This window comes from Micromonospora sp. ATLC16 (assembly GCF_057196645.1).
This window is the reverse complement of sequence record NZ_JBXUOW010000005.1, coordinates 110,998-126,420: the sequence shown is the minus strand read 5'-3', so window position 1 is coordinate 126,420 and position 15,423 is coordinate 110,998. Positions and strand designations below refer to the sequence as shown.

The window sequence follows — 15,423 nt, the reverse complement described above, 5'->3', positions numbered from 1 at the left end:
GTCGCTGGCGGCACGGCCAGCTGAGTGTCCTGGACCCCAGGAGTTCAGCCGGGGTGAGGTTCAGCGCTGCATCCCGGACCAGCCACGCGGTGACTCCGGCTCCCGCTCGTCCTCGTCGGCACCGGTGATGATGTCCCGGTCGACGGCGGTACGGTCGTGCTCGTTGGCGAAGTCGGGCTCCGGCAGGGTGTCCGTGCCCTCCGGCGGCTGGCCGAGCGCGGGCGGATGTGGGTGCTGATCTTCTTCGCGCTGCGCCATCTGTTCCTCCTCGTCGCCGGTCCGGGCCGGCTGGTCATCCCGCCGAACCACCCAGCAGGTCGGTCACCTCGTCGACCGCGTACTCACCCTGCGGCAGCGCGTTGAGCCGGGACAGCAGCTGCGCCGGCAACTCCGCGGCGACCGCGCGGCGGTAGATGTCCACCTGACTGATCCGCTCCTGACCGTGGTAGAGATCGTCGAGCAGTTCGTCGAGCGGACGGGTGTCCACCTCCTCGGTCTCCACCTCGTCCCCGGCCGCGGCAGCCGTGCCGGGCAGGTCGGTGGTGGGCGGATCGAGGGCGGCGGTGTCGACCACGGGCACGTCGGCAAGGATGGCGTCGGGTAGCCGAGCCTGCGTCGTCGGTGCCGTGGCTGCCTCGGTCACGGGTACGTCGTCACTCACCCCCGTGGCCTACCCACCCCCACCCCACCAAAACCCCCACCCGCTCCCACCCCCCACCCGCGTTGATCATGAGGTTGACGGCATCGTGGAGATCGAACACTGCCGCTAACCTCATGATCAACACGACTCTGGGTCGGGGTTAGGCGGGGGTGGGGAGGTTGGTGGTGGCTCGGCGGGCGCGGACGGCGGCGGCCAGTTCGGCGAGCACCTCGTCGGTGGTGTCCCAGCCGATGCAGGCGTCGGTGACCGACTGGCCGTAGGTGAGTTCGCGAGTGGGGTCGAGGTCCTGTCGACCCGCTACCAGGAAGCTCTCCAGCATGATCCCCACGATGCCCCGCTGGCCGGCGGCGATCTGCGCGGCCACGTCGGCGGCGACCACGGGCTGGTTGCGGTGGTCCTTGCCGCTGTTGGCGTGGCTGGCGTCCACCACCAGCCGTTCCGGCAGCCCGGCGGCGCGCAGCAGGTCCAGGGCGCCGGCCACCGAAGCGGCGTCGTAGTTCGGCCGGCCGCCGCCGCCCCGCAGCACCAGATGCCCGTCCGCGTTGCCCCGGGTGTGCATGATCGCCGGGATGCCGGATACGTCGATGCCGGGAAAGACGTGCGGCACGCCGGCGGCCCGGATCGCGTCCACCGCGGTGCCGATGCTGCCGTCCGGACGGTTCTTCATGCCGATCGGCATGGACAATCCGGAGGCGAGCTGGCGGTGCACCTGGCTCTCCACGGTCCGCGCCCCGATGGCTCCCCACGCGACGGTGTCCGCGATGTACTGCGGGGTGATCGGGTCGAGGAACTCGCAACCCACCGGCAGGCCGAGACGCAGCACGTCGAGCAGCAACGCCCGGGCCCGACGCAGACCCGTGTTGACGTCCCCGGAACCGTCCAGCCCCGGATCGTTGATCAGACCCTTCCAGCCGACCGTGGAACGCGGCTTCTCGAAGTAGACCCGCATCACGACCAGCAGGTCCTCCTCGACCCGCTCGGCCGCCGCCCGGAGCCGGTGCGCGTAGTCGAGAGCGGCGGCGGGGTCGTGGACCGAGCACGGCCCGACCACCACCAGCAGCCGGTCGTCGGTACGGTCGAGCACCTGGCCGACCCGCCGCCGGCCCGCCAGTACCGCCGCCGTGAGGGTGTCGTCCAGGGGCAGCTCGTGCAGCAGCAGGGCCGGGGTGGTCAGCGGTACGACACGGTCGATCCGCTGGTCGATGACCCGGTGGTTCTGCGGGGTCGTCACGGTGGGCATCCTTCCGCCGACCGCACCCGGGGCCGGTGCCCGGGTCGAGCCGGCTGCTCGTACGCGAAAGGGCAGGAACGAAAGCTCCTGCCCGGCCGGCTCGACAACGGTGACGTCAGATCATGGTGAAGTCACCGGCCTGCGAGCCGGCTGGCTAAACCATCGATACGAGCGCGTCACGGCGGTAAGCGTACCTGACCGCGCCCGAGCGCTCATCCTCTCGTGGACAGGGCCTCGCCTCCCGTTCATCGGCACCCATGAAACTCCCGGTTGCTCCAGCGCCACCCAACGCGGATCACCCGGCTCTACTTCTCGTCGCAGCGCGGGACGTCCGGCTCCTCGTCCGGCGGCATCACCTACGAGGTGCGTGGCCCGTTCCGCTGAGCCGAACTGCACGGTGATTGGCAGGGCCCCTCGGCGGTGGAGAAGGGGCCCTGCCCGACCCGAGTGCGGGAGAAGGCGGCGGGGTATGAGGAGCGGCATGACTGACGAGCGAAGCGACCAGGAGCGGGTGGAATCCCGCGCCCACCTGCTACCGGAGGAGGCGGCGGCCGGAAGCGACGACGCGCGTGCCCAGGCCGACGCGATCCTGGCCGAGTCCGACGCCCGGGCGGCCGACCAGAACGTCGCCCCGGACACGGTGCTGGAACGGCGTACGTCGGATCAGACCGTCAATCCCGTCGAGCCGCCGGCCTGAGCGCTGACGCCACGGCCTCGGCGGGATCCCCGGTAGGTGTGCTGGCGCAGCCAGGCCAGGGGCCCGGCCAGCCGCAGTTCCTCCGGAACGTTGCTGATCGGATCGAAGGCCAGCGCGGCGTCCTTCCCCACACCGAGCTGATCGCCGATGGTGACCTGCCCGAACGGCCGCCAGGGTCCGGCGGCGGAGGCGACGGCGAGGACCAGCCCGGGCCGGCCGGCCGCCACCGCGGCGGACAGGCCGGCCAGGTCGTGGCCCAGGTCGGGTGATTCCGGGTCGGCCAGCGCGGCCAGCCAGAGCCGCCGCCGGCCGGTCCGGTACGACATCACCGAGCTGTAGGTGCCGGTGAACCGGCGCCGGGGCAGTGGCAGGTGTCGCAGCACCGGCGCGGCGGCGCTGGAGCTGAGCAGCAGATCGAACGGCCGTCCGGCCTGGCGGTGTATCCGCACCGCCAGGCCGAGCACGTCGGGCCAGGCGTCCGGGGTGGGCGTTCCCTTGGAAAGACGGACGGTGGCCGGGTAGTGCCCGGGTCGGTCGAGCAGCCGGACGCCGGTCGGCGGGCCGGACGTACCCCAGACCAGCACCTCACCGGCGAAGGACCGGCCGGCCGGATGCAGCAGCCGGCCCTGGCGCAGCCGGGCCAGGGCCCGTGCCGCGCGTTCGGTGATGACGGCGGGCTGCGGCCAGGGAAATGTCGGCATGCCTTCCGCATACCCAGGGCCGTACCGTCGATGCCGTCGCCGGCACTGCCGTGGGGCGTCGGTCGTGCGTCACCGGCGACCTGTCGGCGCGGCTCGCCGGTGGGGCGTCGCGGGGCCTGCCGGGGCGAAAGATCGGATAGCGTCGGTGCCATGCCCGACAGCGGTTACCCCTGGCCGATATCGACGACCCGACTGGACAATGGCCTGCGCGTGGTGGTCAGCGAGGATCGCACCGCCCCGGCGGTCGCGGTCAACCTCTGGTACGACGTGGGTTCCCGGCACGAGCCGGCCGGTCAGACCGGCTTCGCCCATCTCTTCGAGCACCTGATGTTCGAGGGCTCGACGCACGTCGCGAAGACCGAGCACATGAAGTTGGTCCAGGGGGCCGGCGGCTCGCTCAACGCCACCACCAACCCGGACCGCACCAACTACTTCGAGACGGTCCCGGCGGAGCATCTGGAGTTGGCGCTCTGGCTGGAGGCCGACCGGATGGGCGGGCTGGTGCCGGCGCTGACCCAGGAGACGCTGGACAACCAGCGGGACGTGGTCAAGAACGAGCGGCGGCAGCGCTACGAGAACGTGCCGTACGGCGACGCCTGGCTGCGGCTGCTTCCGCTGCTCTATCCGCCGGGTCACCCGTACCACCACGCCACCATCGGCTCGATGGCCGATCTGAACGCCGCCGACCTGGCCACCTTCCAGGCGTTCCACCGGGCCTACTACGCGCCGAACAACGCCGTGCTCACCGTGGTCGGTGACACCTCCGTCGACGTGGCCGTCACCCTGGCCGAGAAGTACTTCGGCGGGATCCCGCCCCGGCCGGAGATCCCCCCGGCGCCCGACGGCCGCGTCGTGCCGGCCACCGGGGTGCCCGCCGAGGAGACGGTGGTCACCGAGGTGCCGGCACCCCGGGTGTACGTCGCGCACCGCACCCACCCGTTCGGCAGCCCCCGGTACGACGTGGTGACCGTGCTGGCCACCGTGCTCGGCAGCGGCCGGGGCAGTCGGCTCTACCAGCGGCTCGCCGATGGTGAACGGATCGCCCAGCCCGATCTGGTCGGGGCGTACGGGGTGGATCTGGCGCATGCCCCGGCCCCGCTGATCGCCACCGCCACCGCTCGTCCGGGCGTCAGTGGTGAGCGGTTGGCCGCCGGGCTAGCCGAGGTGGTCGACGAGCTGGCCACCGTGCCGGTCACCGCCGCGGAACTGGACCGGGCGAAGGCGCTGCTCACCACCGCCTGGTGGCGACAGATGTCCACGGTGGACGGCCGGGCGGACGCGCTGAGCCGGTACGCCACCCAGTTCGGCGACCCCACCACGGTGGCCGAGCGGCTACCGGCCTGGCTCGCGGTGACCGCCGAGGAGATCGCCGAGGTGGCGGCCGACACGCTCGCCGCCGACGACCGGGCGACCCTGACCTACGTTCCCGAGGAGAAGCTGTGAGCGCGAGCAGTGCGCGGCCCTCAGTGACCCTGATCGCCGACCGACCCGGGCCGGGTGCGGCCCGCCCGTACCGTTTTCCCCAGGTGGTCCGCCGCTCTGTCGCCGGTGGCGACGTCGTCGCCGCGCACCTGCCGGGCCAGAACCTGGCCGTGGCGATGCTGCTGCTGGACGCGGGCACCGGCCGTGAACCGGTGGGCCGCGAGGGACTCGGCGGGGTGCTGACCAAGGCCCTGGAGGAGGGCACCACCCAGCGCGACGCCACCGCCTACGCGCTGGCCATCGAGGCGCTCGGCACCGAATTGGTGACCGGGCTGGACTGGGACACCCTCCAGGCGAGCGTGCAGGTGCCGGTGGGTCGGCTGGGCGCGGCCGTGGAACTGCTCGCCGAGGCGGTGCGCACCCCGAGGCTGGACCCGGACGACGTCCGGCGGGTCCGCGACGACGAGGTGACGGCACTGCGGATGGAGTGGGCGAATCCGGGACCGCGGGCCGACGCGGCGTTGCGTGCCGACCTGTACGGCGCCGGTAACCGCTGGGGCCGCCCGATGTACGGCGACCCCGACTCGGTGGCCGGTCTGGACGTGGAGGACGTCACCGTCTTCCACTCGGAATGGCTCATCCGTCCGGGCACCCTCGTCGTCGCCGGCGACCTGGACCGGCTCGACCTGGACGCCCTCGCCGCCACGGCGTTCACCGGCACCGGCGGCGGGCCGGTGGACCGGGGCGCACCGATCGACGTGCCGGTGCGCGCCGAGCGGCGGATCATCCTCGTCGACCGGCCCGGATCGGTGCAGTCCACGCTGCGGCTCGGTCACCCCGGACCGCACCGGGCGCACCCGGACCATGTGCCGATCGCGCTCGCCGGCACGGTGCTCGGCGGGGCGTTCACCTCCCGGCTGAACCACCTCATCCGGGAGGTCCGCGGTTACACGTACGGCATCCGGGGCGACTTCGCCTCGTCCCGCAGGTTCGGCCGGTTCGCGGTCAGCTCGGGGGTGCAGACCGCCGTCACCGCACCGGCGCTGGTCGAGGCGGTCGGGGAGATCGCGCGCACCCAGGCCGGTGGGGTGACCGAGGACGAGCTGGCGGTGGCCCGGTCCTGGCGGGCGGGCCAGCTGTCGGTCGAGTTGCAGAGCCCACGGGCCATCGCCGGGGCGCTGAGCACGCTTGTGGTGCACGACCTTCCGGACGACTATCACGCTCGGCTGCGAGAGGAGTTGCTCGGTGCCCAGGTCGCCCAGGTCTCGGCGGCTGCCGCCACGCACCTGCGCCCGGAGTCGCTGACCCTGGTGGTGGAGGGCGACGCCGCGGTGATCAGGGACGAGCTGGTGGCCACCGGTCTCGGTGAGTTGATCGACCATCCGTCGGCGGGCTGACCGTCGGGGGCCTGACCGGTCCGCGTGTCGAGAGTGTGACGTCGGTCGCGGCAGGGGCGGGCCGGGCTGAGATGCTGCGGTCGCCGACGGTGGTGCGGCGGTGTTCTTCCGGCGGAACCGGCCGGCGAGGAGGGACTGTCCCGGACGGGACCGGCTCGACCCCGCCGGCGGGATCCCCGGTGGTGGGAAAGCGTTCCCGGTCCGGGCACCGGGCTGGGTAGCCTCGCGGGCATGAGGATCGGCATTGTGGGAGCCACCGGCCAGGTCGGTGGCGTGATGCGGCAGGTGCTGGCGGAGCGCGACTTCCCGGCGGAGCAGGTACGGCTGTTCGCCTCTTCGCGCTCGGCCGGGCGTACGCTGCCGTGGCGCGGCGAGGAGATCACGGTCGAGGACGCCGCCACCGCGGACTACTCGGGGCTGGACATCGTGCTCTTCTCGGCCGGCAAGGGCTCCGCCAAGGAGTTGGCGCCCCGGGTGGCCGCCGCGGGTGCGGTCGTCATCGACAACTCCTCGGCGTTCCGGATGGACCCGCAGGTGCCACTGGTCGTCGCCGAGGTCAACCCGCATGCCGCCGCCGACCGGCCCAAGGGCATCATCGCCAACCCGAACTGCACCACCATGGCCGCCATGCCGGTGCTGCGTCCGCTGCACGCCGAGGCGGGCCTGGTCGCCCTGGTCGTCTCCACCTACCAGGCGGTCTCCGGTGCCGGCCTGGCCGGCGTCGCCGAGCTGGACGAGCAGGTCCGCAAGGTCGCCGAGACCGCCAGCGGGCTCACCTTCGACGGCGGCGCGGCGGACTTCCCCGCCCCCCGTTCGTTCGCCCAGCCGATCGCCTTCAACGTGCTGCCGCTGGCCGGCTCGATCGTCGACGACGGGTCGGCGGAGACCGACGAGGAGCAGAAGCTCCGCAACGAGAGCCGCAAGATTCTGGAGATCCCCGACCTGAAGGTCTCCGGCACTTGCGTACGAGTGCCGGTCTTCACCGGTCACTCGCTCCAGATCAACGCCCGGTTCGCCGGGCCGCTCAGCCCGCAGCGGGCGTACGAGCTGCTCACCGACGCGCCCGGTGTCGCTCTCTCCGCTGTGCCGACCCCGTTGCAGGCGGCCGGGCAGGACCCGACGTTCGTCGGCCGGATCCGCGCCGACGAGACCGTCGAGCACGGCCTGGCGCTGTTCTGCTCCAACGACAACCTGCGCAAGGGCGCCGCCCTCAATGCCGTGCAGCTTGCCGAACTGGTCGCCGCCGAGGGCTGAACCACCACCGACACCGGGCCGTCCAGCGCCGGGTCGTGGTGGCCGACCGGGGTGCGACTGGGCGTGCAGTGCCGGCGCGGCAACCTGCCACGTTACTGGCTGCGGCCGTCGGGTAGACCCCTGGTTGCCCGATATCCAGAGGGAGGCGCCATGACAACGGTCGGAGAGTTCATGACGACCCGGTTGGTGACCATGGACGGCAACGCCACGCTCGTCGCGGCGGCTCAGGAGATGCGCGACTCCGCCATCGGTGACGTGGTGGTGACCGACGGGGGCAACGTCGTCGGCATCGTCACGGACCGGGACATCACGGTCCGAGGCGTGGCCGAGAGCATGGACCCGGACACCACGCGGCTGAACCAGATCACCACCAAGGACGTGGTGACGGTGAGTCAGTACGACGACGCCGTCGCCGCCGCCGACCTGATGCGGACGTACGCCGTGCGGCGGTTGCCCGTGATGGAGGACGGCCGGCTGATCGGCCTGGTGTCCATGGGCGATCTGGCGGTCGAGCGGGAGCCCCAGTCGGTGCTGGCCGACATCAGCGCGGACGATCCCAACAACTGATCGCCCCACCAGCCGAAGCCGGTTCCCGAGCCATCGGGAGCCGGCTTCGCGCGGTTCGACGCCACGCCCGTCCGCTCCCGGCAGCTCGCCGTGGCCGACGACGGGCCGCACGGCCTCACCCCAAGCGGGTGAGGTTGAGCCACCGGGCGTCGGGGACCCCTGCTTGTGGGACATGAGCGACCGGGAGGAGGGGCCCGATGGCGGACGCGACCACGCGGTTCTTCGAGGACCTCGACCAGCAGGGGTACGAACCTCTGCTGGCGAAAACCTCCGGAGCCCTGCGCTTCGACCTGCACGAGGGGCCGCAGACCACGCACTGGCTGGTGCGGATCGACCGGGGAAACATCCGGGTCAGTCGGCAGGGCATGGAGGCCGACACGGTGGTCGGTACCAGCCCCGCGCTGTTCGAGGAGATGGTCACCGGCCGTGAGAACGGGCTGGCGGCGCTGCTCCGGGGGGACATGACGGTCACCGGTGACGCCCGCCTGGTGGTCCAGGTCGAACGGATCTTTCCCGGGTCGCCGTCCGCGCGGGGACCGCAGCGCTACCGGAAGGGGGTGCAGTGATGGCGCCCAGCCACACGGTACGGATCCTCGACGGCAACAACTTCGTCGTCAGCGAGGCCACCGGGGACATCGAGGCGACACCTACGGAACCGACCGGGCTGTTCTCCATCGACACCCGCTTTCTCTCCAAGTGGGTGCTCACGGTCAACGGTGAGCGACTGAACGCCCTCTCCTACGACGACCTCCAGTACTACGAGTCGCGCTTCTTCCTGGTACCCGGGCTGGCCACGCACTACGTCGACGCGAAATTGTCGATCATCAGGGAGCGGGCGGTCGGTGGGAGCTTCCGGGAGGACATCACCATCCTCAACCACGACGAGAAGGCGGTCGACCTGGAAATCCGGATGGATGCCGGCTGCGACTTCGCCGACCTGTTCGAGGTCAAGGACGAGATCCTCAACAAGAAGGGTGAGATCTACTCCGAGGCCGAGCCGGACCGGCTGCGCCTGGGCTACCGGCGGGGCAACTTCAAGCGCGAGACCATCATCTCCTCCTCCGCGCCGGCCCGGTACGACCGCAACGGCTTCGCGTACTCCGTCCACCTGGAACCGAACGAGCAGTGGGACACGCGCATCGACGTGCAGACCCTGGCGCTCGGCCCGGGCGGCAGGGATCTTCGCCTCGGGCTGCGGGTACACGGCACCGAGCGGCTCGCCCTGCAACACGACCTGGAGGAGTGGATCGCCAAGGCGCCGAAGGTGAACAGCGAGCACGACAAGGTGGCCGCCACGTACCGCAAGTGCATCGTGGACCTGGCGGCGTTGCGCTTCTCGCCGCTGTCGCTGGGCAGCCAGACCCTGCCCGCCGCCGGCCTGCCCTGGTTCATGACCATGTTCGGCCGGGACAGCATCCTGACCTGTCTGCAGACGTTGCCGTTCACCCCGGAGCTGAGCGCGACCACGCTGCGGATCCTCGGGGCGCTGCAGGGCACCCGGTTCGACGACTTCCGGGAAGAGGATCCCGGGCGGATCCTGCACGAGATGCGCTACGGCGAGAGCGCCGCGTTCGAGGAGCAGCCGCACTCGCCGTACTACGGAGCGGTCGACTCGACACCGCTGTTCGTGGTGCTGCTGGACGAGTACGAGCAGTGGAGCGGCGACGGCGCGCTGGTCAAGGAGTTGGAGCAGGAGTGCCGCCGGGCCTTCAAGTGGATCGACGACTACGCCGACCTGGTCGGCAACGGGTACATCTGGTACGAGCGGCGTAACACCGACACCGGCCTGGAGAACCAGTGCTGGAAGGACTCCTGGGACTCCATCTCCTACCGCGACGGCACCCTGCCACCGTTTCCGCGGGCCACCTGCGAGGTGCAGGGGTACGCGTACGACGCGAAGATGCGCGGCGCGCGGCTGGCCCGCGAGTTCTGGGACGACCCGGCGTACGCCGACCAGCTGGAGCGGGGGGCCGCGGCCCTGAAGGAACGGTTCAACCGCGACTGGTGGGTCGAGGACGGCGGCTACTACGCGCTCGCGCTCGACCCGGACGGGCACCAGTGCGACGTGCTCAGCTCCAACATCGGCCACCTGCTCTGGAGCGGGATCGTGGACGACGACCGGGCCGAGCAGATCGCCAACCACCTGGTCGGGTCGCGGCTGTGGACCGGCTGGGGGGTGCGGACCCTGGCCGAGGGCGAGGTGCGCTACAACCCCATCGGCTACCACAACGGCACCGTCTGGCCCTTCGACACCTCGTTCTGTGCCTGGGGTCTGCGTCGGTACGGCTTCGCCGAGGAGGCCGCCATGGTCGCCAACGGCATCCTGGAGGCCGCCCGGTACTTCGACGGACGGTTGCCCGAGGCGTTCGGCGGTTACCCGCGTGAGCAGACGAAGTTCCCGGTGGAGTACCCGACGGCGTGCAGCCCGCAGGCGTGGTCGACGGGGGCCCCGCTGCTGTTGCTGCGTACGATGCTCGGCCTGGAGCCGCACGAGGGGCACCTGGCGGTCGAGCCACGACTGCCTGTCGGCATGGGCCGGATCGAGGTGCTGGACATCCCGGGCCGTTGGGGCCGGGTGGACGCCTTCGCGCGTGGCCGGGTCGACCTGCACTAGCTCGCCGGGTGACCGCGCGGCCGGGTCGCCCAACCGGGCGACGGGCGACCCGGCCGCGCCCCGGCGGGTCGTGGTGACCGCCGTCCTACCGGTGCGTAACCTACTCGGGGTAAAGTTCCGGGATGTCGGAACTCGTGTACCCGCCCGTCATCACCGCAGCGAAGACGATGTTCCGGGTCCTCGACCTGAAGCTCACCGTCGAGGGCGATCATCACGTTCCCCGCACCGGGGGAGCGGTGCTGGCCAGCAACCACGTGAGCTATCTCGACTTCATCTTCTGCGGCCTGGGCGCCCTCGAGTCCCGACGTCTCGTCCGTTTCATGGCCAAGGAATCGGTGTTCCGGCACCGGGTGTCCGGGCCGTTGATGCGCGGCATGCGACACATCCCGGTGGACCGGCGCGCCGGTGCCGACTCGTACGCCGCCGCCGTGGCGGCGCTGCGCTCGGGCGAGGTGGTCGGCGTGTTTCCCGAGGCGACGATCAGCCGCTCCTTCACCGTCAAGAAACTCAAGAACGGGGCGACCCGGATGGCGCGCGAAGCGCAGGTACCGGTGCTGCCGGTCGCGCTCTGGGGCACTCAGCGGTTGTGGACGAAGGGACGTCCACGTACGCTCACCCGCCGGCACATCCCGATCACCATCCTGGTCGGTGAGCCGATGGACCCGACCGCGTACCCGGACCCGGCCGCGATGACCGAGGATCTGCGTACCCGGCTGACCGCGCTGGTCGACCGGGCTCAGCGGGATTACCCGGACCAGCCCGCCACGCCGACGGACCGGTGGTGGCTGCCGGCGCATCTCGGTGGCAGCGCTCCTACCCCGCAGGCGGCCGCCGTGCTCGACGCCGACGACCACCGCTCCGCGACTCCCTGACCACCTCGTCCGGACCGTCGCGGAGGCTCATCGCTGGCCGGACACCGCGTCGTACGGCGGCGCGTCGGCGTGCCTCGGCCGGTAGTAGTCGTCCCGGGAGTGGAACTCCACCGGCAGAGCGCCGGGCAGCAGCACCTGCCCCGCGCCGCTGAGCGCTGCCGTCCGGGTCAGGCGGGCCAGCGCGTCCCGCTCCGGCGGGGACAGGTCCACCAGCTCCGGCCGGAGCAGTCGGAAGGTGGCGATTTCGTGGCGCAGCTGCCGGGCGAGCGCGCCGATCCGGTCGTCGGTACCGACCAGGGCGAGTGCCGGCTGCCGGATCGTACGCAGCGCGTCGCAGACCACCAGCAACGTCGCGGGGCTGTCGCCGGCAGCGGGCAACAACTCCAGCCGGGACGGCCACTGCCAGCGGATCTGCCCGCTGACCAGCCCGGGCCGCCGGGCCGCACCGCGCTGTCCCGGGCCCACGAGGGCGAGCTGAGTGCCGGCGCCGACGTACGTCAGCCGGTGATCGGTGACCGTGAGGACCACCGGCGCGGGCAGCGCCCAGGCACGGTAGGCGTCGCTCGGATCGAGCAGGTAGCCGGCCACGTCCACCCGGTGCCGGTCGAGCACCTGCTCGCCGAAATCCGGCACCAACTCGTGCCGTCGGTCGAGTACCGGGCCGGTACTGTCGTCCACCGCGTCGAACCGGTGCGGCGCGATGAAGAACGGGGACGCGTCATCGTGCATCGTCGGAACCTCCGGTGCGGACGGCTGCTACTCACGAGCCTCGCCGAGACATCCGCCGCTGTCATGACGCCCGTTAGGGGGTCGGCTGATCGGTCGACGCCCGCGACCGGTAGATACCAATTTCCTCCGGTCGGACGAGTCCGTCCTCGATCGCCCGGGCGAGCAGCGCCGCCTTCGTGGCGGCCGGACGGCCCGCCCGCGTGTACTTGATCCGCGCCCGGTCGACGTACTGCTTGACGGTGTGTTCGCTGATCCGCATCCGCCGGGCCACCGACGCCTTCGACATCGACTGGAACCACAACAGCAGTGCCTCACGTTCCTTGTCGGACAGCACCGGCCGGTCCGGTCGCGGATCGCCGACCATCGCGCCGGCCAGCGCCGGTCCGACGTACGGCCGGTCGCTCGCCGCGTCCAGCACGGTGGCCACACAGTGTTCGCGGCCCTCGTGCTTGGCGAGGAACGCCACCGCCCCGGCGTCCAACGCGGCCAGCATCGTCGTCGGATCGGAGTGTTCGGAGTAGACCACCACCCGTCGCCCGGCGGAACTCAGCTCGGCGAGCTTGTCCAGCACCAGCCGGCCGTGCAATCGCAGGTCGAGCAGGACCACGTCGGCCTGCGGTGCCGCTCGCAACACCTCGTCCGGATCGTCACCGGTGGCCAGCACGGTCAGCCGGGGCTCGGTGGCCAGCCAGGCGCGCACTCCGTCGATGACAACCGGGTGGTCGTCCACGATCGCCACACCGACGGGCCGTCCCGGCGTCACCGGTGCCAGCGCGTCTGCGTCCATCTGATCTTCCCGTCCCGTTCGTAGAGGTGCTCCACCTGCCCGTCGTCGCCCTCCGGCGGATGCCCGGTGATGTCCGGGCCATCTCGGTCGGGTGTGACGAGGCTGATCGCCACCTCGTCGGGACCGGAGACCACGGTCAAGCGGGACCAGTCCTGTGCGTCCGCGAGGCCGGCGGTGAGCGGATCCGCCAGTTTGCGGCGAACCCGCACCGGCAACGATGGCGGCGTACCAATTGTGACCAGGTCAATCGACAGGCCGTTGCGCTCGGCCAGATCGGCTGCGGCCCGTAACTCGTGCAGCAGGGGGTGGGGCACGTCATCGGACTCGGCGATCAGGCGACGCAACTGGGCAGCGGCCCGTACGCAGCGGCGCTGCACCTCGGGGTCGGCCGGGTCGGCCCGCCCCCGAGCCAGCTCGGTCAGCACCTCGCTGGCGGCGCGACCAACCAGATTAAGCCGCTCGCCCCGTTCGTGGCGGGCCCGTTCGGCGGCTTCCCGCTCGGCCACCACCGCGTTCGTGGCCACCGCCGTGGCGGCCCGCTGCCGGGACAGCGCGGCAAGCGCCGTCGCACCAGCGAAGACCGCCACCGGCAGCGACGACGTGCCGTAGAGGGCCATCGTGGCGCGGGCCAGGTCGGCGGCGCCCGTCGCGCCGTGCAGTACGACGGCGGCCAGCGCGGTGGCCGCGTGCGCGGCCAGCAGCACCAGCAGCTGGCGCACCGGCCGCCCCCAGAGCACCACCAGGAAGAACCAGGCGAGGGTGCCCCACACCCAGTTCGCCGGGCTGAACAGCTGTGCCCGGCCCACCGTGGCGAAGACCGCCACGTCGACTGCGAGCAGCAGGCCGGCCAGCGGCGCCGCCGGCAGCGGGGTGTCGCGTAGCAGCCGGATCCCGGCGACCACGCCGAGCGCCGCTACGAGTAACCAGCCACCCAGCACCACCTCGGGCACGGCCAGCGTCGACCGGGCGGCGAGCACCGCGGGCAGTCCGATGGCCAGGTGCCAGACCAACGCGATGGTGACCGCGACGATCCGGGCACCCCGATCGGAGGTTTGGGCAACCGCGGCGGCGGCCGGGACCGCACCGGCCTCGTCGGACGCCGGTCCGGCCCTCGGGTTGGGCATCGGACCCGGCCGGCGCCGACGCAGCAGGGACGTGGGCGTGCCGGCTCGCCGTCGGAACCCCGTCTCGCTCGTCCGCCGGCTCCCCGACAGCCGCTCAGCCGACATCGGACCACTCCAGCCGGATCCGGGTGCCCCGACCGGGCGCGGAGTCGACGTCGGCACGCCCGTCGATCGTCGCCATCCGGCCGTGTACCGACTCGCGCAGACCGTACCGGTGCGCCGGCACGGTGGCCGGGTCGAACCCGGGACCGTCGTCGATCACCTCGACCGTGACGGCGCCGGCATACCGGCGTAGTCGCAGCGCCGCCCGCGCACCGGGGGCATGGTTCACCACATTGGCCAGCGCGGCGTGTGCGCTCTCCGCGATGGCCTCCGCGACGGGTGCGGCCACCGTGCACGGTGGCAGGTCGGTGGCGACCCGTAGGCCGGGTAGCCGGGCGAGCACGGCCCGGAGACGCTCGTCCAGCCGGGCGGTCGCGTCGTGCGGCACGGCGCGCGCCTCCGCCAGCGCGGCGAGGGTACGCAGGTCGCCGGCGCACCGCTCGCGTAGCGCGGTGGAGGACCTGTCCACCGCGCCCTGCCCGATCATGGTGAGCGTCGCCAGCACGGTGTCGTGCAGGTCGCGGTTCTGCCGTCGTTCCGCCTCGCGCGCGATCCGGGCGACCATGGCGTCCCGGGCGGCCCGCTGAGCGGCCACGAAGGCGGTGTCCGCCCGGGTGATTCGGCGGCGCATCACCGCGGTCATCATCGCCGTACAGGCGGTCTGGGCCAGCAGGGTGGCGGCGTGCGCCCTGGCCTCGGTCGAGTTCCCGGCCGTGTGGGCACCCGTCGCGTACGCGACGGTGACCAGCAGTCCCGCCGGAATCGACAGGCAGGCCCGTGCGGTCGCCTGGGCGTTGATCACCGTGGTGCTGGCCAGCACGGCGATCCAACTGACCTCACCGGGCAGCACCTCGGGTGCGACCAGAACCGGGATCGCCAGGCACGCGGCGCTGGTCAGCGCCACGTCAACCGCGACGAGTGACGCGTCGACGCCGTCCCGCCAGGCGCGCAGCGCGTACCAGAGCGACCAGCCGGTCAGCACCGCCACAGCGGGTAGCAGCAGTACCGGACGCACCGGTGGGGTACGCACGGCGAGCGCCACCACGAGGCAGAACAGGCCGCAGGAGAGCCGCAGGAGCGCCGGCAGCCGGGTGAAGATGAACGCGAGCGCGCTGGTGGCCGGACGGTCCACCATGGCGGGTGACGTGATCAGGCTGGGCAGGGCCGGCATCGGGAAAGGCATCCTTTGCGACAAACGACCCGATCCGGGTCCGCGCTGCGGAGATCGACGCCGGAGAATAACACGCGGCAGCGGAGCTGATGAC

At 71.9% G+C, this 15,423-nt stretch carries 16 protein-coding genes; 8 read left to right on the top strand and 8 right to left on the bottom strand.

Annotated elements, in window-relative coordinates:
- Positions 1-60: 60 nt before the first annotated feature.
- The 3 genes from AC2CHE_RS04170 to AC2CHE_RS04160 all read right to left on the bottom strand — a co-directional run bounded on the left by AC2CHE_RS04170 (position 61) and on the right by AC2CHE_RS04160 (position 1,901).
- The gene (locus AC2CHE_RS04170; RefSeq protein WP_484503544.1) at positions 61-258 is read right to left on the bottom strand and encodes a hypothetical protein; all 198 of its coding nucleotides are present in this window, start codon (positions 256-258) and stop codon (positions 61-63) included.
- Between the two features lie 34 nt (positions 259-292).
- Complete coding sequence (locus AC2CHE_RS04165) at positions 293-535, bottom strand: hypothetical protein (protein WP_484503569.1); 243 nt, start codon at positions 533-535, stop codon at positions 293-295.
- Positions 536-800: 265 nt separating this feature from the next.
- Entirely contained in the window at positions 801-1,901 is a 1,101-nt protein-coding gene (locus AC2CHE_RS04160; RefSeq protein ID WP_484503543.1) for a 3-deoxy-7-phosphoheptulonate synthase, read from the bottom strand.
- Between the two features lie 472 nt (positions 1,902-2,373).
- On the opposite strand from AC2CHE_RS04160, the gene AC2CHE_RS04155 reads away from it, so the two are divergent.
- The gene (locus AC2CHE_RS04155) at positions 2,374-2,589 is read left to right on the top strand and encodes a hypothetical protein (protein WP_484503542.1); all 216 of its coding nucleotides are present in this window, start codon (positions 2,374-2,376) and stop codon (positions 2,587-2,589) included.
- Here the strand turns inward: AC2CHE_RS04155 and AC2CHE_RS04150 are convergent.
- A complete protein-coding gene (locus AC2CHE_RS04150) occupies positions 2,556-3,290 on the bottom strand; it encodes a phosphodiesterase (RefSeq protein ID WP_484503541.1) in 735 nt (244 codons plus the stop codon). The genes AC2CHE_RS04155 and AC2CHE_RS04150 overlap by 34 nt on opposite strands.
- Before the next feature lie 150 nt (positions 3,291-3,440).
- Here AC2CHE_RS04150 and AC2CHE_RS04145 point away from each other — a divergent pair, with 150 nt between their 5' ends.
- The 7 genes from AC2CHE_RS04145 to AC2CHE_RS04115 all read left to right on the top strand — a co-directional run bounded on the left by AC2CHE_RS04145 (position 3,441) and on the right by AC2CHE_RS04115 (position 11,416).
- Positions 3,441-4,733: a M16 family metallopeptidase gene (locus AC2CHE_RS04145; protein WP_484503540.1), complete on the top strand. Its 1,293-nt coding sequence runs from the start codon at positions 3,441-3,443 to the stop codon at positions 4,731-4,733.
- 23 nt (positions 4,734-4,756) lie between these two features.
- Positions 4,757-6,109 (top strand): M16 family metallopeptidase, encoded by a 1,353-nt coding sequence (locus tag AC2CHE_RS04140; RefSeq protein ID WP_484503568.1) that lies wholly within the window; start codon positions 4,757-4,759, stop codon positions 6,107-6,109.
- Positions 6,110-6,340: 231 nt separating this feature from the next.
- Entirely contained in the window at positions 6,341-7,363 is a 1,023-nt protein-coding gene (locus AC2CHE_RS04135; protein WP_484503539.1) for an aspartate-semialdehyde dehydrogenase, read from the top strand.
- Positions 7,364-7,513: 150 nt separating this feature from the next.
- Positions 7,514-7,930, top strand: a complete 417-nt coding sequence (locus AC2CHE_RS04130) for a CBS domain-containing protein (protein ID WP_484503538.1) — start codon at positions 7,514-7,516, stop codon at positions 7,928-7,930.
- 197 nt (positions 7,931-8,127) lie between these two features.
- Complete coding sequence (locus tag AC2CHE_RS04125) at positions 8,128-8,496, top strand: SCP2 sterol-binding domain-containing protein (RefSeq protein WP_484503537.1); 369 nt, start codon at positions 8,128-8,130, stop codon at positions 8,494-8,496.
- Entirely contained in the window at positions 8,496-10,544 is a 2,049-nt protein-coding gene (locus AC2CHE_RS04120; protein ID WP_484503536.1) for an amylo-alpha-1,6-glucosidase, read from the top strand. Before AC2CHE_RS04125 ends, AC2CHE_RS04120 begins: the two co-directional genes overlap by 1 nt.
- A 122-nt stretch (positions 10,545-10,666) precedes the next feature.
- Positions 10,667-11,416 (top strand): lysophospholipid acyltransferase family protein, encoded by a 750-nt coding sequence (locus AC2CHE_RS04115; protein WP_484503535.1) that lies wholly within the window; start codon positions 10,667-10,669, stop codon positions 11,414-11,416.
- 27 nt (positions 11,417-11,443) lie between these two features.
- Here the strand turns inward: AC2CHE_RS04115 and AC2CHE_RS04110 are convergent, their stop codons facing one another.
- From AC2CHE_RS04110 to AC2CHE_RS04095, 4 genes are all read right to left on the bottom strand, one after another.
- The gene (locus AC2CHE_RS04110; protein WP_484503534.1) at positions 11,444-12,145 is read right to left on the bottom strand and encodes a hypothetical protein; all 702 of its coding nucleotides are present in this window, start codon (positions 12,143-12,145) and stop codon (positions 11,444-11,446) included.
- Positions 12,146-12,218: 73 nt separating this feature from the next.
- Positions 12,219-12,932 (bottom strand): response regulator transcription factor, encoded by a 714-nt coding sequence (locus AC2CHE_RS04105; RefSeq protein ID WP_484503533.1) that lies wholly within the window; start codon positions 12,930-12,932, stop codon positions 12,219-12,221.
- Entirely contained in the window at positions 12,905-14,056 is a 1,152-nt protein-coding gene (locus tag AC2CHE_RS04100; protein ID WP_484503532.1) for a hypothetical protein, read from the bottom strand. The genes AC2CHE_RS04105 and AC2CHE_RS04100 overlap by 28 nt, the downstream gene beginning before the upstream one ends.
- 94 nt (positions 14,057-14,150) lie before the next feature.
- Positions 14,151-15,329: a sensor histidine kinase gene (locus tag AC2CHE_RS04095; RefSeq protein WP_484503531.1), complete on the bottom strand. Its 1,179-nt coding sequence runs from the start codon at positions 15,327-15,329 to the stop codon at positions 14,151-14,153.
- Positions 15,330-15,423: the final 94 nt, after the last annotated feature.

What these genes read in the sequence shown, in the direction of transcription:
- AC2CHE_RS04150 (WP_484503541.1), bottom strand. Translation starts at nt 3,290, where the DNA reads ATGCCGACATTTCCCTGGCCGCAGCCCGCCGTCATCACCGAACGCGCG.
- AC2CHE_RS04125 (WP_484503537.1), top strand. Translation starts at nt 8,128, where the DNA reads ATGGCGGACGCGACCACGCGGTTCTTCGAGGACCTCGACCAGCAGGGG.
- AC2CHE_RS04115 (WP_484503535.1), top strand. Translation starts at nt 10,667, where the DNA reads ATGTCGGAACTCGTGTACCCGCCCGTCATCACCGCAGCGAAGACGATG.
- AC2CHE_RS04100 (WP_484503532.1), bottom strand. Translation starts at nt 14,056, where the DNA reads ATGCCCAACCCGAGGGCCGGACCGGCGTCCGACGAGGCCGGTGCGGTC.
- AC2CHE_RS04095 (WP_484503531.1), bottom strand. Translation starts at nt 15,329, where the DNA reads ATGCCGGCCCTGCCCAGCCTGATCACGTCACCCGCCATGGTGGACCGT.
- AC2CHE_RS04155 (WP_484503542.1), top strand. Translation starts at nt 2,374, where the DNA reads ATGACTGACGAGCGAAGCGACCAGGAGCGGGTGGAATCCCGCGCCCAC.
- AC2CHE_RS04160 (WP_484503543.1), bottom strand. Translation starts at nt 1,901, where the DNA reads ATGCCCACCGTGACGACCCCGCAGAACCACCGGGTCATCGACCAGCGG.
- AC2CHE_RS04110 (WP_484503534.1), bottom strand. Translation starts at nt 12,145, where the DNA reads ATGCACGATGACGCGTCCCCGTTCTTCATCGCGCCGCACCGGTTCGAC.
- AC2CHE_RS04170 (WP_484503544.1), bottom strand. Translation starts at nt 258, where the DNA reads ATGGCGCAGCGCGAAGAAGATCAGCACCCACATCCGCCCGCGCTCGGC.
- AC2CHE_RS04120 (WP_484503536.1), top strand. Translation starts at nt 8,496, where the DNA reads ATGGCGCCCAGCCACACGGTACGGATCCTCGACGGCAACAACTTCGTC.
- AC2CHE_RS04145 (WP_484503540.1), top strand. Translation starts at nt 3,441, where the DNA reads ATGCCCGACAGCGGTTACCCCTGGCCGATATCGACGACCCGACTGGAC.
- AC2CHE_RS04135 (WP_484503539.1), top strand. Translation starts at nt 6,341, where the DNA reads ATGAGGATCGGCATTGTGGGAGCCACCGGCCAGGTCGGTGGCGTGATG.
- AC2CHE_RS04105 (WP_484503533.1), bottom strand. Translation starts at nt 12,932, where the DNA reads ATGGACGCAGACGCGCTGGCACCGGTGACGCCGGGACGGCCCGTCGGT.
- AC2CHE_RS04130 (WP_484503538.1), top strand. Translation starts at nt 7,514, where the DNA reads ATGACAACGGTCGGAGAGTTCATGACGACCCGGTTGGTGACCATGGAC.